The following is a 26,607-nucleotide window of genomic DNA, read 5'->3' on the forward strand; positions in this document are numbered from 1 at the left end:
TCAATTTAGGTTCTTACGAACACCAATCGTCAGCGACGTTCTGTTAGTTTTATCTACTAATCTGCAGATCCAGCCATCGCTTGATTTGCATCAAGTTTGATACCAGGACCCATAGTTGAAGCTACGCTTAAAGATCTTAAGTAAGTACCTTTAGATGTAGCAGGCTTAGCTTTAACGATCGCTTGAATGAAAGCATTGAAGTTGTCTTTCAATTTATCAGCGCCCATTGATTTACGTCCGATAGAAACATGTACGATACCTGCTTTATCAACGCGGAAATCTAACTTACCTTTTTTCTCAGCTGTAACAGCTTCGCCAACGTTCATAGTTACAGTTCCAACCTTAGGGTTTGGCATCAAACCACGAGGTCCAAGAACCTTAGCTACTTTAGAAACTGTCGCCATCATATCTGGAGATGCGATACATTTATCGAAATCTAACCAACCGCCATTGATTTTCTCAACTAGGTCTTCAGCTCCGACATAATCAGCACCAGCAGCTTTTGCTTCATTTTCTTTAGGGCCCTTAGCAAATACAACTACACGTACAGTTTTACCTAAACCGTGAGGTAATGCGATAGCACCACGAACTTGTTGATCTGATTGCTTAGGGTCAATACCCAAGCGAACAGCTACGTCGATAGACTCGTCAAATTTAGCTGGAGCAGTGTCTACAGCTAGTTTGATACCATCTTCGAAAGAGTATTTTTTTGTTGAATCGACTTTTTTAGAAGCCTCTACGAATTTTTTACCCATCTTGCACCTACTCTACGTCAATACCCATGCTCTTCGCCGTGCCGGCTACTTGAGACATAGCTGATTCTACTTTAACGCAGTTTAAATCAGGCAACTTAGTAGTTGCGATAGTTTTGATTTGGTCCTGTTTGATTTTTCCGACTTTGTCTTTTTGAGGCTGTTTTGAACCAGACTCTAATTTCAATGCCTTTTTGATCAAAGAAGATACCGGAGGCGTCTTAGTGATGAATGTAAACGAACGGTCTTGGTAAACAGTGATGATGATAGGCACGATGCTATCACCCAACGCTTGTGTTTTAGCGTTGAACTGCTTACAGAACTCCATAATGTTTACCCCATGCTGTCCAAGTGCCGGTCCAACGGGTGGAGCTGGATTCGCTTTCCCTGCCGGTATTTGCAATTTGATCATACCTGTAACTTTTTTTGCCATTTTGTGATCCCACTTTGCATTTGCTTACGTTGCCGCAAGCAAGGGTTTAATTATCAAACTGAGCCCCATGCTCAGTTCGTTTGAAAACTAATTTTTTTCTACCTGAATGAAATCCAACTCAACAGGAGTTGGACGTCCAAAGATACTTACTAAAACTTTAACTTTAGCTTTTTCTTCATTGATGTCTTCTACAGTTCCATTGAAGTTACTGAATGGGCCATCAACTACAGTTACTTGCTCACCCACAGAGAAGTTCGCTTTTGCTTTTGGTTTTTCAGCTAAACCAGCCATCTGCTGAGTCACACGCATAACTTCAGCTTCTGGAACCTCTGGAGGACGAGTTTTAGCGCCACCAGTACCTGCTCCTACGAAGCCACTCACTTTAGAAGAGTTCTTAACTAAGTGCCATGTCTGATCGCTCAGAACCATGTTTACAAAAATATAACCAGGGAAAAACTTACGAGACTTCGTTGTTTTTTGCCCTTTAACTAACTCAACAACGCTTTCAGCCGGAATAAGAATATCACCAAACTGCGCTTCCATTTTGTTAGATTTGATTCTTTCTTCGATTGCAGTTTTTGCAGTCGATTCACAACCAGTTTGCACGTTAATGATGTACCATTTTTTTTCCATGCTAACCCCTTAATTACTTGATCAACTGGTTCAGAACAAAACCCGAGAACATATCAAATACGCTAACGATCACACTTGAAATCAAAACCATGATAACAACTACGATAGTCATCCCACGAGTGTCTTTTGCTGGTGGCCAAACTACCTTACGCACTTCTGCGATCACTTCATCCGCCCACTTCAAAATACCTTTATTGAACTGAAGATAAATAAAAAGACCAAAGGCAACCGCAATCGGTAATCCATGTCTAACAAGATCATAATTCATCGCTCTTGCTACCACACTGAACGCGCCAGAGAAAACTTTCAACAATGTAGCTAATGTAAAACCTACGATCGCAGAAAATGTAAGGAAACTAAGAGTTACAATTTTCGAATTTGTATTATCCATCGTACTCAACCTCATTATTTTTCTTTGTGTTTTTCAACGCTCATCCAACGCTTCACTTGATAAAATCACTTCGTGAAATCGCGCTAAATGGCAGGGCAAGAGGGATTCGAACCCACGACCTAACGATTTGGAGTCGTTCGCTCTACCGCTGGAGCTATTGCCCTATGGTTAAAACACAAGATGCAAAATATAACTCTAAAAAGCCAAAAGGGACAACTGCTAAGTTGCCCCTTGGCGTATTTTTTGAATGTCTGTTTAATGCGCTGTGTAATTACTACTCGATAATTTCAACAACAACACCAGCACCTACAGTACGACCACCCTCACGGATAGCGAAACGTAGAGACTGTTCCATAGCGATTGGAGTGATCAACTCAACATTGATCTCAACTTTATCACCAGGCATAACCATTTCAACACCCTCTTTAAGAGTTACAACACCAGTCACGTCAGTTGTACGGAAGTAGAACTGTGGACGGTAGTTAGTGAAGAATGGAGTGTGGCGTCCGCCTTCATCTTTAGTCAGGATGTAAGCTTCACCTTTGAATTTTTTGTGAGGTTTAACAGAACCTGGTTTAGCTAAAACTTGACCACGTTCAACTTCTTCTTTTTTAGTACCACGTAAAAGAACACCGCAGTTATCGCCAGCTTGACCTTCATCTAACAACTTACGGAACATTTCGATACCAGTAACTGTTGTTTTTTGAGTTGGACGAATACCGATGATTTCAACTTCGTCATTCACTTTAACGATACCACGCTCAACACGGCCAGTAACAACTGTACCACGACCAGAGATTGAGAACACGTCCTCAACTGGCATCAAGAAAGTTTTATCAACTGCACGAGCAGGTTGTGGGATGTAAGCATCACAAGCTTCCATTAATTTCAAGATAGATGGACGACCCAATTCAGATTGGTCACCTTCTAAACCAAGTTTAGCAGAACCTTTTACTATTGGAATCTCGTCACCAGGGAATTCGTATTTTGATAACAATTCACGAACTTCCATTTCAACAAGCTCAAGTAATTCTTTATCGTCAACCATGTCACATTTGTTCATGAAAACAACAAGTGCTGGAACACCAACTTGGCGAGCCAAAAGGATGTGTTCACGAGTTTGTGGCATAGGACCGTCAGCAGCAGAAACAACTAGGATCGCGCCGTCCATTTGAGCAGCACCAGTGATCATATTTTTAACGTAGTCAGCATGGCCTGGGCAATCAACGTGAGCGTAGTGACGATTGTCAGTTTCGTACTCAACGTGAGTTGTAGAGATAGTAATACCACGAGCTTTTTCTTCTGGAGACTTATCGATTTGGTCGTAAGCCATTGCTTGTGCTTTACCTTGAGCTGCAAGAGTTGTCGTAATAGCAGCAGTTAAAGTTGTTTTACCATGGTCAACGTGACCGATAGTACCGATGTTCACATGCGGTTTCGCGCGGTTAAATTTCTCTTTAGACATTTGTCCTCCTGCAGAGATTTGTTAATAAACTTTGTTACCAAAACTAATTTTTAAATAAGCAAAAATCAACTCTAAATAATGGAGCCCGTGATCGGAGCCGAACCGACGACCTCACCCTTACCAAGGGTGTGCTCTACCACTGAGCTACACGGGCGATAAAATCACCCTTATTAGCCAAAAGTTAATTGGAGCGGGAGACGGGTCTCGAACCCGCAACCCTCTGCTTGGAAGGCAGATACTCTAGCCAATTGAGCTACTCCCGCAACCTCAAACTCTTGAGACTACGCATTTTTTTATATCCGGCTAGAGATAAATGGTGGATAGGGAAGGATTCGAACCTTCGTAGACCGAAGCCAGCAGATTTACAGTCTGCCCCCTTTAGCCACTCGGGCACCTATCCAAAAAAATGCGTACTCGCAAAAATTTGGAGCTGGTTATGGGACTCGAACCCGCAACCTGCTGATTACAAATCAGCTGCTCTACCAATTGAGCTAAACCAGCACATAAGACACAACGGGGCCAAAGTAGAAATCGATCCAGTTACGCCGTAACTTGGAATTTTTACTGGATGAAAAGGCCGAGGTCAAACTCATTTTACAAGACCCAGAACTTAGCCTGCTCATCTAGGCCTTTATGCTCAAAAATAAGGTTTTTTTACTTAAAAACCATGAAATGTGCACAGAAAACAATCACTTATAGCGTTTCAACAAAGCACTAAATTCTTTAGAGCTGCGGACATAGATCACTTTGCCACGATAGATATCTCGTAAAAATATCCGATCCAACTGCACCCATAGGCCATGGTGAACATTCCATATCGTTTTCATCAGTCTAAATGTCTGACGAGGCGTCGATTCAAAACAGCCACTTGGCAATTCGGGACGTCTGAAAAACAAACCTTTTATTTGTCTTTTCACACACCACCAATAGTTTTGCCACAGAGGAATACGAATACAGATAATTTGATCTGCTCTTTCAAGACGATTTTCAATAGTTCTAAGAGGGCCCAAGCCATCTATTATCCACTCGTCATGTTCTGCGATTTTATTCAGTACTTCACAGGTTTCTTTAGGATCTCTTAATTGCATTCCAGATAGAAATTGAATGCTATCGACATGAATCAAACTCTGAGTCATCTTGTAGTGCTTTGCTAGCTGACGACTCAGAGTGGTTTTTCCAGAGCAGGAATTACCAATAACGGCAATTTTCACTGAATTACTTTAATACCAATTTAGTCGCGTTTTTCTTAACCGAAATCGCTTTTTGTAAATTGTCCGTAATCACTTGAACACTTACGTTTTTCACTTTTGGAAAGTGCTGTTGAACATTGAAAACAACCTCTGTGCCCTCTGGATTTTTATCACAAGCCACATCGAATTCCGCCACAGTGTCGCTGTGAGCTGCATGATTGTGTTTTGATTTTTTCTTGCTGTCCGTAGTTTTTTCTTCGTCGTGAGATTCAACAACCACGTCTACTTTAACTTTTGTCAGCTTACATCCCAATGATGCGTCAAAGGCAACCATCTCGGGCATCGCTGTTTCTAATTTCGCCAATTGTGTTTGTTGAGTGGCTTTGTCTTTATCTGATTTAGCTTCGTGTTCGAAACCAATCACGCCATCACTTGGAGACTTAAATTCGATCTTTCCTTTAGCTCCCTCAAATGCAATCGCCAAATTAGCGGCTCCATGTTGATGGGCCCCGTGTTGACGACGTTTAGCTCCATGGCCGTGATCGTGACCTTTATGCTCATGGGCCATCGCAAGGCTTGAAACCATCAATAGAGCGATTCCCACCATTTTTACACCTACATTTAATTTCATAGAAACTCCTTTTAAATTTATCTTCAAAATTTTCTTCAAAATTTATCTTTTAGCAGACCACTGACGTTTCGTTTCAGCTAAAGCTAGCGCCGCGGAAACAGAAACATTGTAGCTGGCATGTGGTGACATTTGCGGAATACTGACTAACTCGTCACATGCTTTTTCTGTGGGAGCTCGCATTCCCTTATCTTCTGCACCTAAAACCCAAATGACTTTTTCAGGAATCTGCAAATCATAAATCGTCTTCTTGGCTTTATGGGAAAGTCCAAAAACCCAAAATCCAGATTGCTTCAAAGTTTCAAATGGTGCTGCAAATTGGTTCGTACGATGGACGGGAACATGCTCGACTCCCCCACAGGCCACTTTGTGTACTGTAGCCGTTAATCCCACCGCGCGATCTTCAGGGATAATCACACCATTGACTCCCATCAACCAGCTTGTACGCAAAATAGCTCCTAGATTTTGTGTATCTTCCACTCCATCTAAAGCCAGAATTAATCCGTTATTTTCCCAAGCTGAATTTTCATAATCAAAATCAAGATACTCATCAGAAAAAGCCACAGCACCTTGATGTGAGCGGCAAATATCCTGAAGTTGTTGCTCTGACTTCATTTCAATTTTAATTTTTTTCGCCTCGAGCTTTTCAGCTAAGTCGCGCAGCTCGGATGAAGAATGCCAATTATTTTGCAACAAAACCGTTTGAATGGTCTTCGGACGCACACTCAGTAACTCCATGATCGCATGCGTTCCTGCTACCTGACGCCATGACTTAGGATAAGCTAATTTTTCTGGTTTTCTATCGGGAGTACCCGCTCGTCCCCCAGAATTGTGTGAACGCCCTGATGATGGTTTACCTTGTGATCGTGTATTATTATTTCTTCTCATTACGTGCAACTCTCTAAAATATCGAAAATAGTCTCGCGTGGTTTGTGGGCTTGTAGAATGGGACGACCGATAACTAAAGCAGAAGCCCCTGCCTTAATCGCCTGTTTCGGAGTCATCACTCGTTTTTGATCTTCAGAAGCATTCAGGGCTTGTTCTGTCGAAAGACGTATACCTGGAGTAACCTTAAAAAGATCTGGATAATTCAAATACTCTAATTCATGTCCCGAGCACACCAATCCACGCAAGCCAGAGTTGTAAACCTCTTGAGTCAAGCTTCGCACATGGTTTTCCACAGACCATGAATGAAAATTCGCTGGCATCATTTGACGATCCCAACTGGTCAAAATCGTCACGGCCAAAATTTTAAATGGACGTATGCGATTTAATTCCAGCTCTAATTTATACAACTCTTTTAATGCCGGACTTCCCGCCAAAGCATGAACTGTAACTAAAGTCGCACCCGCTTCAAAACTGGCGCGGACAGCTGAAATCATGGTTGAAGAAATATCAAAATATTTATTATCGACAAATACCGGCGCCACTTCAGACATTTCAGAAATCAGCTCGGCCCCATAGCGATAAACCAAACGCGGCCCCAACTTAATACCGCCTAAAAGATCACCGACATGATCGATGATCTTGAACGCATCACCTTTAGAATCAACATCTAAAGCTAGAATTAAGGGGTTCTTTAAAAATCTCACTTCGCTTGCTCCAACAAGTCTAATGCCTTTTGCACAACTTGGTCTTGAGCTAGTTTAGAAACTTCTTTCGTGCGTCTTAAAACCACTTCAATTTGATTTCCCTCTAGGCCTTTTTTACCAACAACGATTCTAACTGGGAAACCCAATAAGTCCGCATCCTTGAATTTTACACCTGGACGCTCATCACGATCATCGATAAAGACTTCTACACCTTTAGACTCTAGCTCTTTTGCAACCGCCTCCACAAAGCCATTCACCGCTGCATCCTTAGGATCTAAATGACAGATATGAACATGGTAAGGAGCAATAGCCATTGGCCAAATAATCCCATCTTGATCATGGCTCTGCTCAATACTGGCTTGAACTGTACGAGTCACGCCAATACCATAACAGCCCATTTCATAGAATTGGGATTTTCCATTTTTATCTAGAAATACACCATTCATTTTACGTGCATATTTTTGTCCCAGATAGAACACGTGACCAACTTCAATACCGCGATAAGATTTAAGTCGACCATCGGACTCAGGACACTTATCGCCTTCTTTCGCCATACGTAAATCAGCAAACTGAGTCACTTGATAGTCACGTCCATGATTCACATTTTTCAAATGGAAACCATCTTCGTTGGCTCCCACAATGTAGTTTTTGAAATTTTGGATACCATTATCCGCATAGATCGGTATTTTTAACCCTACAGGTCCGCATGAACCAGGATTTGCTCCAGTCACTTGACGAACCTCTTCATCTGTTAACATCTGCGGAGGATTTGTCATACCCAATAGATTTTTTACTTTGATTGGGTTCACTTCATCGCTTCCACGTAAAAGCACCGCAAATGCTTTTAACGACGAATCTTTAGCTGACACGTCTTCATTGGCTGAAAAGTACAGTGTCTTCACTAATTCAAAAGCGCGTATACCTGTGAACTTTTCCAGATCTGCGATTGTTTTTTGATGAGGAGTTGCGAATTTTTCGATTGGCAACTCAGCCTGACTGGCTGGCTGATAAACTTCGACATCAATTGCAGGGCAAACTTCTATGTTGGCTGCAAATTGCGTTTTATCACTGACAAGTAATGCATCTTCCCCTGCGTCTGCTAGCAATTGAAACTCGTGAGTTTGACTTCCCCCGATATTTCCTGCGTCCGCTTGAACAATACGATACTGTAAGCCTAAGCGATCAAAAATACGTTGGTAAGCTTTGTACATAGAATCGTAAGTTTTAAGAGCTCCCTCTTGATCTAAATCAAAGCTGTAGGCATCTTTCATCGAAAATTCGCGACCACGCATCAAACCAAAACGCGGTCTAATTTCATCACGATACTTCGTTTGGATCTGGTAGATATTCTTAGGTAAATCACGATAAGATTTTAAATCGTGGCGAACATAATCGACAACGGCCTCTTCATGGGTTGCTCCCAAACAGAACTCGTGATTATTGCGATTTTTAAATTTTAAAAGTCCCGCACCCATTTCATTCCAACGATTAGTTTCCATCCAAAGTTCTTTTGGGTGCACCACTGGCATCAGAATTTCAATAGCACCATCTTTATCGAGTTCTTCACGGATGATATTTTCAAATTTGCGAATAGCTCTTAAAGCCATGGCTCCATACGTATACAAACCCGGAGCTAACTTCTTCATAAAACCAGATCTCACTAACAATTTATGAGATGGAATCTCTGCATCCGAAGGAGCTTCTTTCAATGTGTAAAGATGGGTTTTTGTCCACTTCATAAACTAACCTCAATTCCATAAGCTTTAATTTTTCTATGCAGGTAACTTCTTTCAAGGCCAATAGCCTCAGCCGTTTTTGAAATGTTCCCACCATTTTCTTGAATTTTTTTAATTAGAAACTCTTTTTCAAATTCCGCACGAGCTTCACGAAAAGTAGAAAACTCGCTATTTTCAGCAGAAGATGAAACCGCTGTCGATTTTTTATCAACCAATCCCGCAAAACGTAAATCGTGCACATCAACAAAATCTGATGGTGTCAGAATGTAAACGCGCTCAATAAAATTTTTCAACTCACGCACATTTCCCGGCCATGAGTGCTTTAACATCAACTTCATGCCTTGCTCAGAAATAGTCTTTCTAAGGGAAGCCATTTGCTTAGCTGCAATATCGCTGAAGTGTACAACTAACGAGTAAATATCTTCCGGACGCTCACGCAGAGGAGGAACTGTCATGCTTGACTGCCCTAAAATCTGCGCCAAATCAGCGGTCAATTTTCCGTCAGCTTTGAGCTTTGCTGCTGACGCCGTCGTGGTCAATACAAGACGCACATCACTTGTCAGCTCATCTGAACTGCCAAAACGCTTAAACTTACCTTGGCGAATAAAGGCCACTAATTTTTCTTGTAACACTAGAGGCATCTCGTCCACTTCTTCAATCAAAAGTGTCCCACCATTCATCAATTCGATTTTTCCACGACGGGTTTTATCAATTCCAGGAAGAGTCCCTTTTTCGATACCGAAAAGTTCAATCTCGATTAAGTCTTGGGGTAAGGTGCAACAGTTAATTTCTGCGAATGGACCACTGGCGCGAGGGCTCATAAAGTGAATATTCTGAGCCGCTAATTCGCGTCCAGAGCCCACTTCGCCTTCGATCAACACAGGCACATTGTTTTTCGCAAATACAGTTACACTTTCGCGCGTCTTTTGCATTCCTGCTGATTCACCCACAAGAGCAATAGTTTTTCTAAGCTTATTTAGAAGTGCATTTTTTTCTTCGCGTTCGCCTTTGAGGCGCACAATGTGATCAATCGCAATAGAGATCTTATCTAATGAAAGTGGCTTTTCGATAAAGTCCCAAGCACCGATCTTTGTCGATTTCACGGCTGTTTCGATAGTGCCGTGCCCTGATATCATCACAAACGAGGTATTCGGGTGCAGAGGAACAGCCTGAGTCAGAACCTCAAGTCCATCCATTTTCGGCATCCAAATATCTAAGAAACAGATATCCGGCTGAAAGCTTTTTAGAACTTCTAAACCAGAAGGTCCATCGGCTGCCGCCATAACTTCATAACCATCATCACGTAAGCTTTCAGACAAAACTTCACGAATAGGTGATTCGTCATCAATAATTAGAATTTTTAATTTATTCTTTTGCGCATGAAGTTCCATCTAAACTCCCTCAACCGGCACAACCGGTATTTCAATATACATCTTCGTCCCTTTATTTTCATTCTCTAAAACTCGAATGACCCCACCATGGTCCTCTACGATACTTTTAACAATGGGAAGTCCTAAGCCGGTCCCCTTTTCTTTAGTCGAAAAGTAAGGCTCGAAAACTCGGGCTCTGTCCCGTGGCGCAATCCCCACACCATTATCTGCTATAGAAATCTTCAGAATCTGCTGAGCCCGATTATATTCTGTTTTAATCCCAATCCAAGGTTGAGGTTCCCCTTGTACCGCCGCCACAGCATTATCAATTAAGTTCACAAAAACACGTTTCAGTTGGTCTGGATCAAATTTAAACTCAGGAAGTGAGGCATCCAAATCTATTTCAAAGTTAACACTGGCATGAGCGTCCACATAAATCTGGGCTGACTTCTGTAACACACTATTCAACTGCCCTTGCATTGTTTTGATTTGAGGTAGACGCGCAAACTGACTGAACTCGTTCACTAAAATTCGCATATCATCCACCTGTGAAACGATCATACGAATTGAATCCTGAAAGGCTGGATCTTGAATTTGGTGACCAAACTTTTTCGCCAATCGCTCTGCAGACAAGCGAATAGGTGTCAGTGGATTTTTAATTTCATGGGCAATACGACGGGCGACCTCTGTCCATGCCGCGGCTCTTTGGGCATTCACTATTGGTGTCATATCATCAAATACCATAATGCGCCCGATTTCATGACCCTCTTCATTTTTTAAGATCGAGATGTGCACGAGTAGCGGAATCGCCTCGTCCCCCACAGTCATGCGGATTTCTTTTTGCAAAGACAGTAATGCATTTTCTTGCATTGAACGGATGATGCTAGAAAATAAGCGGTAATTTTCTTCGCTCAACAAAGTCTTCACATGTTTACCAACGCTGCTGGCTGAATCAATTTGCAATAGCTCTACGGCACGGCGATTCACTGTCGTCACATTACCCGTCATATCGACTGAGATCACTCCGGCGCTGACGTTTTTCAGAACAATCTCTACATAACGTGTGTACTGATTTAGGTTTCGAAGTGTCTGTTGCAGTTCTAATTCCGATGTCGAAAGATTACTGATCATTTGGTTAAAACTGCCAATCAAGCTATTGATTTCCTCACTGCCAGATTCGATCTCGAGCTGTGAGTAGTCTCCGGCGGCAACTCTTTTTGTAGCCCGACCTAATTGAACCAGAGGAATAGACAACTGGCGGGCGAGATAGAACCCAAACCAAACTGCGGCGAATAGAATGACCAGTGTCATCACAATCAACATAATAAAATAAATCGAACGCAGTGGATATTCCACAAGCGAGTTATTATGAAACTCTTGGTAAGCTCCAACGATATCATCAAACCGAGAGCCTGGGGCTAAGTTCAAAAACTTAGTGACCACGACAACCCCATGCAGGCTGCCTTTTTCTACAGGCACCATGACACGCAGTAAATTGTAGTCTCCGAAAATTTGGATTGTGCTGGCCTCGTCGCGATTCGCGATTCCCTTTTCTAAGAATTCTAAATTCAGCGGTGGAATCAAATTCGAGTTCAATTCCGCGTCTTGTGAAATCAGGCGTGGGTCCACAATACCACTGTAGTACTCAATCGCATCTAACTTGTACTGCTTGCGCAATTGATCTAACTGAAATTGACGAGGACGTCCGGCTGTTCGAACCAACTGCTCTGCTGAAAGACGCGAGTATTCATACCCACGCTTCTTCTCATTCATAATGAATGTATCGATAACTTCGGAAGCATTTCTTAGAACCGATAGCATTCTTTGCGAAAACCATTTTTCAAAACTACTATTTAGATAAAACACCGAAATTGTGAAAACCATGAGTGTTGGGATCACAGAAAACGATACGAAAGATATCATGAGTTTGGACTTCAGACTCGATCCGAATATCTTCCCTCGTCGTTCGATAAAAACTTTAACTATGTTACGGAAGATCAAAAACAATAACAGAAGGACTAATATCAAATTGACGTTTACTAAACCAATAAAGAAGAGCACATACGAAGAAGGTAGATTTTGTCCCGAGCGGAAGATATAGACTTCAATCCCAATCAATACAGCTAAAAGAATCGACAAGGAAAAAATCGACAGAATTTCCCGCTTACGCTTCTTCAGCTCGAGCTTTCTTTCTGTGTTGATATCCTTCATTCGAACAATCCCTTTACAATTTCGATTTATAACTTCGACTCGGTAGCTTTACGATATGAAATTAAATCCTGAACCGTGCCAATGCGAATGCCGTACTTTTCAGAAAAGGCATTGAGATAATCAGTACGAGCGGCAGATCCCTCATCATCTAAAACTTCACATAATACAGCCGCTGGGTTCAAACCCGACAGACGTGCTAAGTCGACACTGGCTTCTGTATGCCCTGCGCGCTCAAGCACACCACCATCAACAGCTCTTAAAGGGAACACATGCCCTGGGCAGACAATATCACTGACCTGAGCTTGAGGGTTAATAGCTGTTTGAATGGTGTGAGCTCTTTCACGAGCCGAAATGCCCGTTTTAATGCCTTGGCTCGCTTCAATAGAAAAAGTAAACGCAGCGTGATTGCAGTTAGAGGCATGAAGCTCTGATTTCAACATCGGCAATTGCAGCCGCTTCACTTGTTCTGAACTCATAGCTAAACAAATCAGACCGCGAGCTTCTTTCATTAAAAAATTGATATGGGTAGATTCAGCGAACTGTGCTGCTAACATCAGGTCGCCTTCGTTTTCACGATTTTTATCATCGACAAGGATGACGAAACGACCGGCTTTAAAATCTACAAGAATCTCTTCAATTGGACTGATCTGCATCCCAACATGTTTATCACAAGCGACCGACTGAACCAATCTGTCCCAGTCAGCAAACAGGTGAATGTTGCGAAGCATTATTTATGGCAGATGAAGCGACTTTATAAGGGTAACTCGAGGACTGGGCTAGATTAAAAACTCAAGCCCGCGCCCCCAGATAGAGTTAAGAAATAACTGAGGTCATCCCTCTTCGTTTCGGCTCCAGCAGAGTTGTATTGGATCTTGTCATATTTGAGGTATTTAGCACCGGCACTGACTGAAAAACGACCAAATGACAGTCCCAATCCCCCCTCGGCAAATCCCGCATTTTTTTCTGAAGGATCAGCCCAGCGATAACCGGGGCCTAGGAAAAAGCGGAAAGCTCCGCCCGAGAAAGGTTTACTGAGCACCAAGCGTAAACTGGAATCTAACCCTGTGATATCGTCTTCCGTACCACCCGAGCCAAAGCGTTTAAACGCCGCATTTCTCCATGTTAACCACTCTGTGAAATTCATATTCACACCTAAATGAACCTCGCTGTAGGTGCGTCCGTTGTAATTACCTGACGAACCTGAAATATCCAGATCGAAGAAAGGAACTTTAGTACTTGAAGTTTGAGCATACACCAACTGAGTGGTGATAGCAGACATAAACAAGAAAGCTAGAATGGCTTTTTTCATAAAACCATTCTAGCCGATGTCAGCGGAATTGCACTCCCACTAGAGTCTAGTTATTTGAAAACTAGCTCATTATTTTTATAGTCCACTAGAATTTTAGACTGGGCCTTAAATTCTTGAGCGATTAATTTTTTCGCCAGTGGATTTAAAATCTCAGATTGAATCAAACGCTTCAAAGGTCTTGCACCAAACTGTGGATCAAATCCTTTTGCTGCCAACCAATTTAAAACCTCATCAGAAAAACTTAACTCGATCTGTTTTTCTTTCAGACGTTTCACCACATCTTCCAACTGAATTTTCACGATGTGAATCATATTATCTTTTTCTAACGAGTTGAACTCGATGATGTCATCCACACGATTTAAAAACTCAGGTCTGAAAAACTGTCTAAGCGCCGCTTGGATCGCATCGTGGCCTTGGCCAGCTCCTAAATTAGATGTCATCACGATGATACAGTTTTTAAAATCCACAGTACGCCCTTGGCTATCCGTCAGACGTCCTTCATCTAAAAGCTGCAACAGTACATTGAACACATCTGAGTGTGCTTTTTCAATTTCATCAAAAAGAACAACTGAGTATGGCTTACGTCGGACCGCTTCCGTCAACTGTCCACCATCTTCAAAGCCCACATAGCCCGGAGGCGCTCCGATCAAACGTGATACAGAGTGTTTTTCCATGTACTCACTCATATCAATACGCACAATGGATTGAGGGTCATCAAACAGAAAGTCCGCCAAAGCTTTTACAGTTTCTGTTTTACCTACGCCCGTTGGGCCTACAAATATAAAGCTACCCATCGGACGATTAGGGTCCGAGATTTCAGCACGTGAGCGTCGAATAGCATCAGAAATCACTTCCAACGCACGATCCTGCCCAATGACACGTTTTTTAAGTTCCTCTTCCATGCGCAGAAGCTTTTGCGATTCGCTTTCTAACATTTTTGAAATCGGAATCTTAGTCCATTTAGAAATCACTTCCGCAATATCTTCGGCATCTACTTTTTCTTTCAGAATAGCTGATTGATTGCCTTTGATTTTTTCTTCTAGAGATTTCAATTTCTTTTCTAGCTCTGGAAGCTCTCCGTATTTTAATTGTGCTGCTTTTTCAAATTGCGCCTCGCGCTCTGCTTTTTCAATCGCCGAACGGACTGACTCGATATCTGCCTTTGTTTTTTTAACATTGTCGATTTGTGAGCGTTCGAGCTGCCACTGTTCTTTTTGAACCTGCAACTCTTTTGTCAGTTCAGACAATTCAGCCTCAATTTTAGAACGACGATCATTTGACTGAGCGTCTGTTTCTTTTTTCAAAGCTTCCAATTCAATTTTCAAACTTAGAATCTTACGTTCGATCTCGTCTACAGCTTCTGGTACACTGCGATTTTCAATCGCTAACTTACTTGCTGCTTCGTCAATTAAGTCGATCGCTTTATCCGGCAAGAATCTGTTTGTGATATAGCGATGCGATAACTTCGCAGCGGCCACCAGCGCGGGGTCCGTGATCTGTACACCATGATGCACTTCATATTTTTCCTTAAGACCGCGTAGAATGGTAATCGTTTCGTCCACACTTGGCTCTTCCACCAACACTGTTTGGAATCGACGTTCTAAGGCCGCATCTTTTTCGATATGCTGACGGTACTCATCTAAGGTCGTCGCACCGATACAGCGCAGTTCGCCGCGCGCCAAAGCTGGCTTAAGTAACTGCCCAGCATCCATGGCGCCTTCGCCTTTGCCGGCACCAACCAGTGTGTGCAATTCATCAATGAACAAAATAATTTGTCCTGAACTTTCAACCACTTCTTTAATAACCGCTTTCAAACGATCTTCGAACTCACCGCGATATTTTGCGCCTGCGATCAAAGAACCCATATCTAGCGACATCAATTTTTTTCCTAAAAGATTTTCTGGCACGTCTTTTTTTATAATACGTAAAGCAAGGCCCTCAGCGATGGCTGTCTTACCAACACCCGGTTCCCCGATAAGAACTGGATTATTTTTTGTACGACGAGACAACACCTGAACCACACGACGAATCTCTTCATCGCGTCCCACAACGGGGTCCAGCTTTCCTGTCTGAGCTAGTTCAGTTAGATCTCGCGCATACTTTTTAAGAACTTCGTATTGATTTTCTGGTGTATCGTCTGTCACTTTTTTATTTCCTTTAATTTTTTTAAGAGCTTCTTGGATACCTTTTAAATCAATCTTAGCTTCACGAAAAATTGACTTAAGATCCGAGTCACTCGACTTCAGCATCGCTAAGAAAAAATGCTCTGTGGAAATCAACTCATCTTGATTTTCACGGGCTTCTTGCTCGGCCGCTTGAAATATTTTTTGAAGTCTATTACTGGCATAGACTTGTTGCGGAGCCTGCCCTAACTTAGGCAGCTTCGCTACATAACGCTCTAACAAAGGCAGTACAGCCTTCGGTTTGATTTCAATTTCTTCTAATAAGCGAGGCACTAACCCACCGTCTTGTTCGACGATCTCCACCAGTAAATGCTCTGGCTCCACAACACTATTGCGAGCTGTTTCAGCTGCCTGTGCCGCGGCCTGCATCGCCTCTTGGCTTTTACGGGTCATTTTCTGCATATCCTGACTCATGCGGTAGTTTCTCCTACAACTAAAGATGAGTTATGTGTATGATTTGTCAATGCAATCTCGGGCAGAAAAAAGAACAAAAGCTTCAAAACGAATAGGTTCATCTATACGAAAAGATGCTATTCATCCAGCGGACTACAACCGCTACAAGCTTCCTTATGCCTGTGAGGACTGTTCGCATTTTAAGTCTGAAAATGAAAGTTGCACTCTGGGAATGCCCACTGAGCAACACCTTCGCAGAAATCAAAAAAGATCTTACGAACTCTCGGGAAAAGTCGCTCTTTGCCGTCTGCAAGAGATTGATTAAATCTTACTAGCTCTTCTGATAACCCCGACTCGACGGACGAATTAAGACGTGACCTGCGTCTTGAAAACCACGACTGAAGCATGATCTAGAACTGCATTTTCCCTCTGAAAACACCCATTTTCTATCCTTGTGTCCTGTCAAGCTATTCAAGGAAATCCCGAATAGTCAGCATAAGAATAACTCGAGGCAGGAAGTCTCATGGGCCAAGGTGCCCAAACTCATTGAAAGGAGACCTCAAGGAAGATTTTAAGGAAGATTAAAAATTATTACGGAAGAATTTTTAAGGTTTAAAAAAACAGGATCGGCTAGGATGCCGTGGATAACTCAAGGAGGATATGAAATGAAACAATTAATTACATAATTTAATAAAATGGAGTTTTACAATGGGAATGAGAATTACAACTAACGTAGCAGCTTTAAATTCACAAAGACAACTAGTTAACAGCAATCGCGCTATACAAAATTCAATGGCTCAACTTGCGAGTGGATCACGTATCAATCGTTCATCTGATGACGCAGCAGGATTGGCTATCTCTGAAAACATGAAATCACAAATTAGATCAGCAGTACAAGCAAGACGTAATGCTAACGATGGTATCTCTTTAGTTCAAACCGCTGAAGGTTCATTACAAGAGTTATCTAACATCACGACTCGTTTACGTGAACTAGGTATCCAAGCCGCTTCTGATACTATTGGTGACAGAGAAAGAGGATTCATTAATCTGGAAGTTCAACAGTTGAAAAATGAAATCCAACGTATCTCTCAAACAGCTAACTGGAATGACAATAAACTTTTAGATGGTTCATCACCAGTATTTGATTTCCAAGTAGGTTTAGGATCAACAGAAAACGACGTCATTTCGTTTGATGCTAGCCACAATATCGCGACTTTAGCGTCTTTGGGTCTAACAGATTTAGATTTCGCATCTAAAGATGGGGCTCGTAATGGTTTAACTGCCCTAGATACAGCTCAAAACAACGTAAGCGGAATGAGAGCTAATCTTGGAGCATTGCAAAATCGTCTGACGTCTACAGTAGATACACTAGCTGTAACTGAAGAGAACTTAGCTGCTGCTAACTCACGTATCCGCGACACAGATATCGCTGCCGCTTCATCTGAAATGGCCCGCAACAATGTGTTGTTACAAGCTGGTACAGCAACTCTAGCTCAGGCCAACCAATCAACTCAGTTAGCTCTGAAATTGATCGGCTAATAGCTAATAACAAGTCAAGATTCAGTTAAAGATAGGCCCCGAACTCAGTTCGGGGCTTTTTTTCGCATAATGCCAATAGAAATCGAACAAAACAGTCCTCATCTTTTTTGAAATTATCTGTAAAGTCTTGGACTAGACTTGCCGACAATTTTAAAGCTCGCTACTCTGTTCAGGTTATCAACTAAAGAGGTAAAAATGGCTAAAAAAAAGAAAGCTCCAGCAAAGAAAAAGACTGTTAAAAAACCAAAAGCCGCAGCTAAAAAAACTGCGAAAAAACCGGTAAAAAAGGCAGCTCCTAAAAAAGCCTCTAAACCGAAAAAGAAAACTGCTACAAAAGCTAAAAAAGCTGCTCCCAAAAAAGCGGTTGCAAAGAAAATAGTAAAAAAAGCTACGAAAAAGCCGGTAAAAAAAGCCGCTCCGAAAAAGGCTGCTAAACCGAAAAAAGCTCCAGCAAAAGCTAAAAAAGTAAATCGCAAAGAAGCTGATGAAGTTAATACAGCAACAATGACTCAAACTTCTATGATTGAGGACATTTCCTCTGAGTTTGATGACGAAGCAGAACTAGATACACTAGTCGATATCGAAAGTGAAGATGCCCTAGCCGACGCTGAGCCTCTTGATGAAGACGATCTAGATGACGATGACGAAGACGACGATGAAGAAAAAGAAGCGGGCTTCGAAAGCCTAGAAGATGAAGACTCTTCTGACGATATGGAAGATGACATGGAAGATGATATGTCGTTGACTCGTTCAGATGAAGAAGACGATGAAGATGATGACGAAGGTTACTTCTAATTCAGAATTCTGTTTTTAGATAAAACAAAATAAAAAAGGAGTCTTACGACTCCTTTTTTATTTATTCTAAAATTTGCTACCTTGATCCGTCGACGTTTCCTTATTCAAAATAGCTTGTCCACCTTCCGTCAACGTGTCCTGATTGATGGTTTAAATCGAATATAAATTAATCTTTCATCGGTTTTGAATGAACCGCGTATTTTTCAAACTCACCATACTCATGTAATTTGTTGTACAACGTTTTAATCGTGATACCCAAACCTTGAGCTGCCTGTGTTTTATTTCCACCGTAATGAGCAAGAGCTTTTAGGATGTACTTTTTCTCTAAATCATATAAAGGTACTGATGGATCAAATTCCATGCTGTCTTCCATAACCTCTGGATTGCGAATGCCTTCTGGCAAATCGTTCACCATAATCATGTGACCTTCAGAAAGAATCTGTAAACGCTCGCAAGCATTTTGTAATTCACGGATATTTCCTGGCCATTCATACTTCACCATGATTTTCATCGCTTCTTCATCGATGCTTTTGCCACGATTCATAAATGAGTTACCAGAGCTTAAGAAGTAGTTCACTAATACTGGAATATCTTCTTTACGTCTTCTTAATGGTGGAGCGCTCACTACGATTGTATTAATACGATAGAATAAGTCTTCACGGAAATTTCCACGCATCACTTCTTGATCTAACTCGCGGTTTGTTGCACAAACAAGGCGAATATCTACTTTGATTGGATCTTTACCACCAACACGATAGATCTCACCTTCTTGGATAAATCTTAAAAGCTTCGCTTGGATCGCTAATGGCAACTCTCCGATTTCATCTAAGAATAAAGTTCCGCCGTTAGCTGCTTCAGCTAAACCGATTTTTCTGTTGTATGCACCAGTGAAAGAACCTTTTTCGTGACCGAATAACTCAGACTCTAATAGTGTTTCTCTTAAAGCGCCGCAGTTGATCGCTACGAAAGGTTTGTTGCGGCGGTTAGATTTGTCGTGGATAGCGCGAGCGATTAACTCTTTACCCGTTCCAGACTCACCCATAACCAATACACTGGCTTGAGATGGAGCCACACGCTCGATCATTTTCATTAACTGCATCATCACATCGGACTTATAGATAATCTGTTTAGTTTCAGTAACTTTTTGTTGAGCCACCCAACTAGATTGTGTTTGAGACTGTAGAAGTGAACTTGGTAAGTGCGGTAGTGAAGTTGCGTTTGATTCTGACATTTAATCCACCTTTCAGATGTTCCTATTTTGCGACTTTTTGCATCAATCTCATTTTGATACAACGCGTCATAAGGGCACTATAACTAAAGTCCTGTATTAATTGCAAGAAAAAAATTTCATTATGATATATTTTTTTCTGGCCTTTTAAGGGCTCACAGCCGCAGGCATAATATAGAGGATGGGCCAAAAGCTACAGGAAACAATAGATAACTATTTGAAATATCAAGAAAATATTGAATCTTGCTCACCTTTAACCCTGAAGGCCTACAGGTTAGATCTTAAGCAGATCTTTGATAAAAAACTAAATAATGTTTATGAGTATGCTCAAATTTATCCCCTAGCCAAAGAAAACCTCGGGATTTGGGGGCACCTGTGCCTCAGCAGTCGAAATCGCAAAATTGCCACTTTAAAAAGCTTCTTTGCATGGATGTTCAATCAAAGCCTCACCGAATCCAACCACTCCCACCAACTGGTCTGCCCTAAGGTTTCACGCAAGCTCCCCCACTTTCTATCTGTAGATGAGGTCCTCAGTGTGATGGGTTACTTAAATGGTCCCACACCTCAAGACACAAATGCCCTTTATTACAGACAGAAACAAAAGACATTGTTTTTACTTCTATATGGAGGAGGCCTTCGTATCAGTGAAGCCTGCAATGTAAAGTGGAAAGATATACACACAACGGAAAGACGAATTTTGATTCGGGGAAAAGGTAATAAAGAACGTTTTGCCGTTTTACCTGAATCCGCTATCGCGCAGCTTTCAGAGTTCAAGAAACTCAGTTCTACAAATTCGAGCTATGTTTTTGGAGATAAACCCTTAAACCCGCGAATTGGTTATAAACTCATACAGGAACTCGGTGTCGCCGCAGGGCTACTGACTCCACTGCATCCCCATGCCTTAAGACATAGTTTTGCCACACACCTCTTATCCAGTGGAACTAATTTAAGAACACTGCAAAAGCTCTTAGGACATGAAAGTCTACAGGCGACAGAGAAGTACACGCATTTAAGTATCGATCATTTAGCCCGTTTAGTAGATCAAACCCACCCGCTGGTGAAGCTTAAGCTCACCAGCTAGTCGTTTATTTTTTAATCTTCGCTTTTCTTGAATCTCATGTGATTTAGAACCAGATAAAACTGCGGAACAACAAACAGTGTGAAAATCGTCGATACGATCGTTCCCCCGATAATCACCAAACCCATCGGTTGGCGCGTTTCATGCCCCATACCACCACCGACAACCAGTGGGAATGCAGCAGCAACTGTCGCCACAGAGGTCATGAGGATCGGACGTAAACGCACTGGACACGCTTTTAATAAAGCTTCGCGATAGTCTAACTTGTCATGTTCACGAATTTGGGTGGTGAACTCTACCAACATAATAGAGTTCTTCTTCGCAATACCCATCAACACAATTAATCCAATGAAACTGAATAAGTTTAATGAGGAATTAAACATCCAAAGAATAATAATCGCTCCGGTCACCGAAAATGGTAAGGCCATCAAGACCGCAATCGGATCACGGAAAGAATTGAACTGTACCGCTAGAATCATATAAGCCACAACGATACCGATTAATAAGACTAAGTACATATTTTGGAAACTCGAGCTAAAGCCTGCCGCCGCACCTTCTAGATTAAATGTATAACCTTCAGGTAAAACCTTGGCCGCAATTTGATTCGCCTGCGCAAGCACCGTACTTTGCGATTGCCCTGGAGCTAAGTTTCCGTACACCGAAATAGCTCTTTGACGATTAATACGATTGATCGATTGCAGCGCTTGCTTGTGTTCGGTCTCAACAAGCTCTGAAAGTGAAATCACGTTCCCGAAATTATTGCGAACATACAGCTTATTGATATCCTGCTTTTCTTTGATTTGCTCTTCAATGACCTTAAAGCGAATATCATGTCGTTTACCATCAGCCATATACTGACCTACACGTAAGCCGGCAATACTGACCTGTAGAACCTGTGATAGGGCATCGGCACTTACACCTTTACGAATCAACTGATCACGCAGTGGAGTCACGCTAAGTTCTTTTTGTCCCAAACGATAATCCGTGTCGACATCGACGCCTAGCTTTTCATCTTCCAAGATCTTGATCATCTCTTGCGCTTTATCATTTAAGATTTGTAAATCAGGTCCACGGATATTGAACGCGATAGGATTTAAACGTCCTGTCGTTAAATTCCGAGCCGAGATATCACGCATAGAAATACGTAGCCCTTCAGCTTCTTTACTGCGAGCACGAATACGATCCATTACCTCTGTATGCTTAAGATCACGCTGTGTTTGATCCACTAACGCAATCGGTACAAATAACTGACCTGGTCCAATAGAGATCATGTAACCCGAAATCTCTTTAGTTTCGTTGAGGATTTTTTGTAATGGTTCAGCCATTTTAATCGTTTCATCCAGCGCTGTACCTGGACGAGCTTGCGCCGTTAGAATGATTAAGTTCTGATCTTGTGATGGCACGAACTCTTGTTTGATTTTCGTCAACAAGAACATCGAACCGCCAAACATCAGGAATGATACAAATAAAATTTTCCATTTGTGATCCAAACACACCGCCAAAATAGAGCCATAGTACTCGCCCCATTTTTCAAACATGTGATCTAATTTAATTTCCAGCTTGCTCATTTTAGGTTTCTTACCCAAGAACGTCGCCGCACGCATTGGAGTGATAGTCACCGCTTCCAATAGCGACAGGATAACAGCCGCTGACATGGTGATACCGAATTGGAAAAGGAATTTCCCGATAACTCCATCCATAAAAATAACTGGCAAAAACACAGCCAATACAGCTAAGGTAGCCGCCGTAGCCGCAGGTAAAACCTCAACGGCACCATCATAGGCCGCTTGAAACGAGGTTTTCCCCATCCTCGAGTGCCGCACAATGTTTTCTAGAATCATAATCGCATCATCGACGACAATAGAAATTGAAAGTGTTAAAGCCAGAAGAGTGAAGATATTAAGTGTAAATCCCGAGAAATATAAAATTACAAATGTTCCTAGAATAGAGGTAGGAATCGAAAATAGAATATTCAAAGATGATTGAAAGTTTCCTAAGAATAAGAAACACACCAAAATCGTAATAATCGATGCGGCCCATAGCTTTTCAACAGTTAAATCCACAGTACTTTTAGTCGACTGTGTAAAGTTCACGTTTACGCGATATTGCAAACCTTCTGGAAACTCGACTTCATTCAATTTTTTAATGACACTGTCTGCGACTTCAACCTCATTCGTACCGCGTTGTTTGAAAATCCTAAATGAGATCGCTGTTTTTCCATCTACACGTGCAATACGGCGTATATCATCAAGTCCATCCTCAACTTTTGCCACGTCTTTAATATGAAACACGCGATCTTGAATAAGCTGCCCACCACGACGCTGGATAGGAAAATTTTCGATCTCTTGTACAGTTCTGGCCTCACCTAAGTAACGAACGCGAACCTCTTGCTTCCCATCTGAGTACTGACCCGCAGCGCTTTCTAAGTGCTGCGAACGAAGCGCTTCAACGATGTCATTTACAGTGAACTCAAGACGACGTAGTTTATTTAAATCTAACCAGACACGTAAGTTTCGGTCAGGAAATCCCCCGATATCAATTTCACCCACCCCTGGAATGAATTGAATCTGATCCATAAAGGTATTATCCGTCCAGCGCATCATATCTTCGAGTTTACGATCACCATAGACCGAGATAATGATAATCGGATCTTCTTCAGGATTGGTCTTTCTTACAATGGGTGGATCCACATTCAATGGATAGCGGATCTGACTGATCGCCGTTTGAACCTCTTGTAAAGCCACATCGACATTACGATTGATATCGAATTCAAGTGTAATACGTCCCGTGCCCTGAGTCGCTGATGAACGCATTTCTTTAATGCCTTCAACAATCAACAGACGCTGTTCAGTTTCATCTAGTATTTCATTTTCAATAACTTCCGGCGCAGCCCCCGGATAATTAATGGTGATATTCAAAACCGGAAAGTTAACATCCGGCATTTGGCTGATACCCATTTTATTTAAGCTGATCGCTCCAAAGATAATAAGCCCTGACATCAAAACCCATCCGAAGACAGATCGTTTCAACGCTATTTCAATTAAATTCATGCAAACCCCGCATCCGCTGTTTTAATATATTGGGCGACCAAAGACTCAATCGAGCCCAAATAGTTTTCTGTTATAATTTTGATATTTTCATCTTCAGCCAACTGAATCGAGTCGCTGATATTTGTTTTCAAAAATGGAGTCATCCATGTTTCAAGTGAGATCACACCTTGCTGGTACAAAAACTTAAGACAAAAATGAAGCTTCAGAACATCGTAGTTTTTACTTTGTGAGACCGCACGCAATGTATGACCTGTTAAATTAAATAAAAAGTCTGAACTCTGATCCCCTTCAAGGCTGACGTGGGAAACACAGTTAAGAACAAAAAGACCTAGTTCTAATTTATCATAGTCTTCACGAATATCTTTAAAGTCTTCTATCAGAGTTGCTTCATTCAGAGTCTTCATCTGATGAGCTGCTGATCCTTCTTTATAAGTAAAACCCACATAGTGTAGCGGTTCTAAAATACCCCCACCAAATCTCTTTTTACTTTTTAAGGCACTTTTAGCAATAAAGGAATGTCGAGATCCATCCACACTGATGGCCTGTATAATGAGGTCCGCCTCGCCGTATTTAATTTTTTTCAAAATAATAAAGCGGCCTTGCTTTTCACTCACAGATTTATCCTCTGAAAAATGTAACCACAATCATTACCGAAAGCCAAGGTGAACGCAGTCAGTTGAAACTCTTTTTTAGACCTCAGATTAAAAAAATTTAATAATGTCTTACTCTGAATAAAGTGTGGCCAACAATACACGACGATTGTCTTATTTTGATGCTCTTAAGGGTCACCTTGCCTGACTTATATCAGCCAACATAGAATGATAAAGAGCAAGAGGTGTTATATGAAAAATCATTTAATTAAGTTTGTCTTTTTTGCTGCGCTAACGTCAGTTCCTGCAAGTGCTTGGGCTCTGTTTGAGGCTCGCCTGACTTATGGAAGTTTAGTTTCACAGCAAAGTTTAACTGATATCTGCCAAGGATCTTGTACAGCTCCATCGGATGCACCTTCTATCGTTCCTACTTTTGGATTAGGCGCTGATGCCATCGTAACACTGCCATTTGTTCCAGTGGGAATTGGTCTTCGTTACGAAGACATGAAACTATCGACTTCTAGTGCGAATATCGAAGCCGATTTGAAATACAAACGTACGGCTTTACTTATAAATTATCGCCTTATTGATACGATCTTACATATCGGCCCTATTGCCTCAATTGGAATCTCGCATTCCGGCAGTATGAACCTTAAAGAGGGCGGCACCGAGCGCATCAATCTTTCCTCAGGCTCTGTTTCCTCTTACTCTTTAGGTTTAGAAGTAGGAGCGAAGCCTTTAATCGTTGTACCGATTAAGATCGGCGCCGAGGCTGGTTATATGATGTACGACTGGGGTAAAATGACAAACTCTGTAGATGGAACACAAAAAGATATCAATTTAAGTGGCTACTACTTAAAAGTATTCCTCGGTTTAGATATTTAGACCCATCTTACCTCTCTTGTTAGTTCTTTTCAGTTGGCTCTTTTTGGCCAAACCTAGACTTCAGTCTGTTTCGGGCAGGTTTAAATCAAGTTAATTGAAACTCTGTCCGATAGCGCTTTATGTGCTTCACTAGAGTAATTACTTTTTTGGCGATATTCGCATCATGGACTACAGCTTGGGCCAACAACACGACCTATGTGATGCGCGCAACAAGTTACTTTATTCGAAGCTCTCCTGACTTCGGGTCTCACCGCAACAACCTCGTAGGTGTCTTAACAAAAGATAGTCGTTTCAAGGTATTAGAGCGTCAACAAAGGCCAGATGGCTCGTGGGCCGTACGTATTGAAGTGAAGCGGGAAGACTTAGGACGCAATGGTAATTTGAATTCGTCACCTACCCGCCAATATTGGATCTTTCAATCTAACGATCAAGATTACGTTCGTGCTGATGGACGAACCGATACAACAACGACTGCGGGTCGTGATCAAAGCCGTACATGTACAGGTTCTGATTGCAGTGGCAGCAGCACAAGGCAGCCGATTCCACGACGTACACAGGATGATTTTGCCGCGGTTTCACGCGAGGCTACTCGCCGCGCAGAAGAGGCCACACCCACAGCTGATACAAACAGACGCCCAAGTGCCGGAGCTCCGACACGTGCCGAAATCGCCAACTACAGTAGCTCCAGTAAAGTGACCCGTATGATCAATTATGCTCAACGAAACTTCGGACATAATAGACGTGGTGGTGGTCGCTGTTATCGTCGTGTTAAAGACTCACTTGTTGCTGGAAACTTAATTCCAAATTGGTACTCAGATCAGGCCGCTAAAAATGCCGTCCACACTTTAAAAGGACGTGGCTTTATTAATCTTTTAGATTACGAGCCCTACAAAAGTGAAATTAAAAAAGCCAGTGATGCTCCTAAAGGTGCCATCCTTGTCTATGAAAACATCCCCGCTAGCAATGCGGCCTGCAGACGTCGTAGTAAAAGCTGTGGTCATATAGAAATCAAAATGGATGGCCCCGGAAGACCTGGATATATCAGTGACTATCGCTCAGCAACAGCCATTAGTGAAACCTCTGCATCTTATACTCGTCGCGGACCACTTTATCGTCTTATTGGTGTGATGGTAAAAAGAAACCCTTAAGGATGTTA

24 protein-coding genes and 5 tRNA genes are annotated in these 26,607 nt (G+C 41.9%); 6 read left to right on the top strand and 23 right to left on the bottom strand.

Features of this window, described 5'->3' with window-relative positions; translation table 11 throughout:
• Nucleotides 1-56 precede the first annotated feature (56 nt).
• The 20 genes from rplA to clpB all read right to left on the bottom strand — a co-directional run bounded on the left by rplA (nt 57) and on the right by clpB (nt 16,307).
• Complete coding sequence (gene rplA / locus A11Q_RS09655; RefSeq protein WP_015470626.1) at nt 57-755, bottom strand: 50S ribosomal protein L1; 699 nt, start codon at nt 753-755, stop codon at nt 57-59.
• A 7-nt stretch (nt 756-762) separates the two neighbouring features.
• Nucleotides 763-1,185, bottom strand: coding sequence for a 50S ribosomal protein L11 (gene rplK / locus A11Q_RS09660; protein ID WP_015470627.1), 423 nt, complete (start codon nt 1,183-1,185; stop codon nt 763-765).
• A gap of 87 nt (nt 1,186-1,272) precedes the next feature.
• On the bottom strand, nt 1,273-1,818 hold the full coding sequence (nusG, locus tag A11Q_RS09665) for a transcription termination/antitermination protein NusG (protein WP_015470628.1): 546 nt from the start codon (nt 1,816-1,818) through the stop codon (nt 1,273-1,275).
• Between the two features lie 13 nt (nt 1,819-1,831).
• A complete protein-coding gene (secE, locus tag A11Q_RS09670; RefSeq protein WP_015470629.1) occupies nt 1,832-2,209 on the bottom strand; it encodes a preprotein translocase subunit SecE in 378 nt (125 codons plus the stop codon).
• Nucleotides 2,210-2,297: 88 nt separating this feature from the next.
• Nucleotides 2,298-2,373, bottom strand: a tRNA-Trp gene (locus A11Q_RS09675).
• 110 nt (nt 2,374-2,483) lie between these two features.
• Nucleotides 2,484-3,674, bottom strand: coding sequence for an elongation factor Tu (gene tuf / locus A11Q_RS09680; protein ID WP_015470630.1), 1,191 nt, complete (start codon nt 3,672-3,674; stop codon nt 2,484-2,486).
• Between the two features lie 79 nt (nt 3,675-3,753).
• Nucleotides 3,754-3,828, bottom strand: a tRNA-Thr gene (locus tag A11Q_RS09685).
• Between the two features lie 32 nt (nt 3,829-3,860).
• Nucleotides 3,861-3,937 (bottom strand) — tRNA-Gly (locus tag A11Q_RS09690).
• A gap of 51 nt (nt 3,938-3,988) precedes the next feature.
• Nucleotides 3,989-4,074, bottom strand: a tRNA-Tyr gene (locus A11Q_RS09695).
• Nucleotides 4,075-4,099: 25 nt separating this feature from the next.
• Nucleotides 4,100-4,175 (bottom strand) — tRNA-Thr (locus tag A11Q_RS09700).
• Nucleotides 4,176-4,363: 188 nt separating this feature from the next.
• A complete protein-coding gene (locus A11Q_RS09705) occupies nt 4,364-4,885 on the bottom strand; it encodes a P-loop NTPase family protein (protein ID WP_015470631.1) in 522 nt (173 codons plus the stop codon).
• Between the two features lie 4 nt (nt 4,886-4,889).
• Entirely contained in the window at nt 4,890-5,495 is a 606-nt protein-coding gene (locus A11Q_RS09710; RefSeq protein ID WP_015470632.1) for a ZrgA family zinc uptake protein, read from the bottom strand.
• A 42-nt stretch (nt 5,496-5,537) separates the two neighbouring features.
• On the bottom strand, nt 5,538-6,380 hold the full coding sequence (rlmB, locus tag A11Q_RS09715) for a 23S rRNA (guanosine(2251)-2'-O)-methyltransferase RlmB (RefSeq protein WP_015470633.1): 843 nt from the start codon (nt 6,378-6,380) through the stop codon (nt 5,538-5,540).
• Nucleotides 6,380-7,084, bottom strand: coding sequence for an orotidine-5'-phosphate decarboxylase (gene pyrF / locus A11Q_RS09720; RefSeq protein WP_015470634.1), 705 nt, complete (start codon nt 7,082-7,084; stop codon nt 6,380-6,382). Before pyrF ends, rlmB begins: the two co-directional genes overlap by 1 nt.
• Nucleotides 7,081-8,823, bottom strand: coding sequence for a proline--tRNA ligase (locus tag A11Q_RS09725; protein WP_015470635.1), 1,743 nt, complete (start codon nt 8,821-8,823; stop codon nt 7,081-7,083). Before A11Q_RS09725 ends, pyrF begins: the two co-directional genes overlap by 4 nt.
• Complete coding sequence (locus tag A11Q_RS09730; RefSeq protein ID WP_015470636.1) at nt 8,820-10,211, bottom strand: sigma-54-dependent transcriptional regulator; 1,392 nt, start codon at nt 10,209-10,211, stop codon at nt 8,820-8,822. Before A11Q_RS09730 ends, A11Q_RS09725 begins: the two co-directional genes overlap by 4 nt.
• Nucleotides 10,212-12,401, bottom strand: coding sequence for a sensor histidine kinase (locus A11Q_RS09735; protein ID WP_015470637.1), 2,190 nt, complete (start codon nt 12,399-12,401; stop codon nt 10,212-10,214).
• Nucleotides 12,402-12,427: 26 nt separating this feature from the next.
• Complete coding sequence (ribB, locus tag A11Q_RS09740; RefSeq protein ID WP_015470638.1) at nt 12,428-13,129, bottom strand: 3,4-dihydroxy-2-butanone-4-phosphate synthase; 702 nt, start codon at nt 13,127-13,129, stop codon at nt 12,428-12,430.
• Between the two features lie 53 nt (nt 13,130-13,182).
• The gene (locus A11Q_RS09745) at nt 13,183-13,710 is read right to left on the bottom strand and encodes a hypothetical protein (RefSeq protein ID WP_015470639.1); all 528 of its coding nucleotides are present in this window, start codon (nt 13,708-13,710) and stop codon (nt 13,183-13,185) included.
• A gap of 50 nt (nt 13,711-13,760) precedes the next feature.
• Nucleotides 13,761-16,307, bottom strand: a complete 2,547-nt coding sequence (clpB, locus tag A11Q_RS09750; protein ID WP_015470640.1) for an ATP-dependent chaperone ClpB — start codon at nt 16,305-16,307, stop codon at nt 13,761-13,763.
• A gap of 49 nt (nt 16,308-16,356) precedes the next feature.
• Here clpB and A11Q_RS09755 point away from each other — a divergent pair, with 49 nt between their 5' ends.
• The 3 genes from A11Q_RS09755 (at nt 16,357) to A11Q_RS13895 (ending at nt 18,620) form a co-directional block, all read left to right on the top strand.
• Entirely contained in the window at nt 16,357-16,611 is a 255-nt protein-coding gene (locus A11Q_RS09755; RefSeq protein ID WP_041575224.1) for a hypothetical protein, read from the top strand.
• A gap of 383 nt (nt 16,612-16,994) precedes the next feature.
• Nucleotides 16,995-17,825 (top strand): flagellin N-terminal helical domain-containing protein, encoded by an 831-nt coding sequence (locus A11Q_RS09760; RefSeq protein ID WP_015470642.1) that lies wholly within the window; start codon nt 16,995-16,997, stop codon nt 17,823-17,825.
• Nucleotides 17,826-18,020: 195 nt separating this feature from the next.
• Entirely contained in the window at nt 18,021-18,620 is a 600-nt protein-coding gene (locus tag A11Q_RS13895; RefSeq protein ID WP_015470643.1) for a hypothetical protein, read from the top strand.
• 166 nt (nt 18,621-18,786) lie between these two features.
• On the opposite strand, the gene A11Q_RS09770 is transcribed toward A11Q_RS13895, so the two are convergent.
• On the bottom strand, nt 18,787-19,851 hold the full coding sequence (locus tag A11Q_RS09770) for a sigma-54 interaction domain-containing protein (RefSeq protein ID WP_015470644.1): 1,065 nt from the start codon (nt 19,849-19,851) through the stop codon (nt 18,787-18,789).
• A 178-nt stretch (nt 19,852-20,029) separates the two neighbouring features.
• On the opposite strand from A11Q_RS09770, the gene A11Q_RS09775 reads away from it, so the two are divergent.
• Entirely contained in the window at nt 20,030-20,929 is a 900-nt protein-coding gene (locus tag A11Q_RS09775; RefSeq protein ID WP_015470645.1) for a tyrosine-type recombinase/integrase, read from the top strand.
• 11 nt (nt 20,930-20,940) lie between these two features.
• On the opposite strand, the gene A11Q_RS09780 is transcribed toward A11Q_RS09775, so the two are convergent.
• Together A11Q_RS09780 and recO are read right to left on the bottom strand one after the other, a co-directional pair.
• Nucleotides 20,941-23,976 carry an efflux RND transporter permease subunit gene (locus tag A11Q_RS09780; protein WP_015470646.1) on the bottom strand — a complete coding sequence of 1,012 codons (3,036 nt, stop codon included), beginning with the start codon at nt 23,974-23,976 and terminating at the stop codon, nt 20,941-20,943.
• Entirely contained in the window at nt 23,973-24,590 is a 618-nt protein-coding gene (gene recO, locus A11Q_RS09785) for a DNA repair protein RecO (RefSeq protein WP_015470647.1), read from the bottom strand. Before recO ends, A11Q_RS09780 begins: the two co-directional genes overlap by 4 nt.
• Nucleotides 24,591-24,818: 228 nt before the next feature.
• On the opposite strand from recO, the gene A11Q_RS09790 reads away from it, so the two are divergent.
• Together A11Q_RS09790 and A11Q_RS09795 are read left to right on the top strand one after the other, a co-directional pair.
• The gene (locus A11Q_RS09790; protein WP_015470648.1) at nt 24,819-25,451 is read left to right on the top strand and encodes a hypothetical protein; all 633 of its coding nucleotides are present in this window, start codon (nt 24,819-24,821) and stop codon (nt 25,449-25,451) included.
• 146 nt (nt 25,452-25,597) lie between these two features.
• Nucleotides 25,598-26,599, top strand: coding sequence for a hypothetical protein (locus A11Q_RS09795; RefSeq protein ID WP_148284981.1), 1,002 nt, complete (start codon nt 25,598-25,600; stop codon nt 26,597-26,599).
• Nucleotides 26,600-26,607: the final 8 nt, after the last annotated feature.

The sequence above is a fragment of the Pseudobdellovibrio exovorus JSS genome (genome assembly GCF_000348725.1).
In the GTDB taxonomy this organism is placed as follows: Bacteria; Bdellovibrionota; Bdellovibrionia; order Bdellovibrionales; family Bdellovibrionaceae; genus Pseudobdellovibrio; species Pseudobdellovibrio exovorus.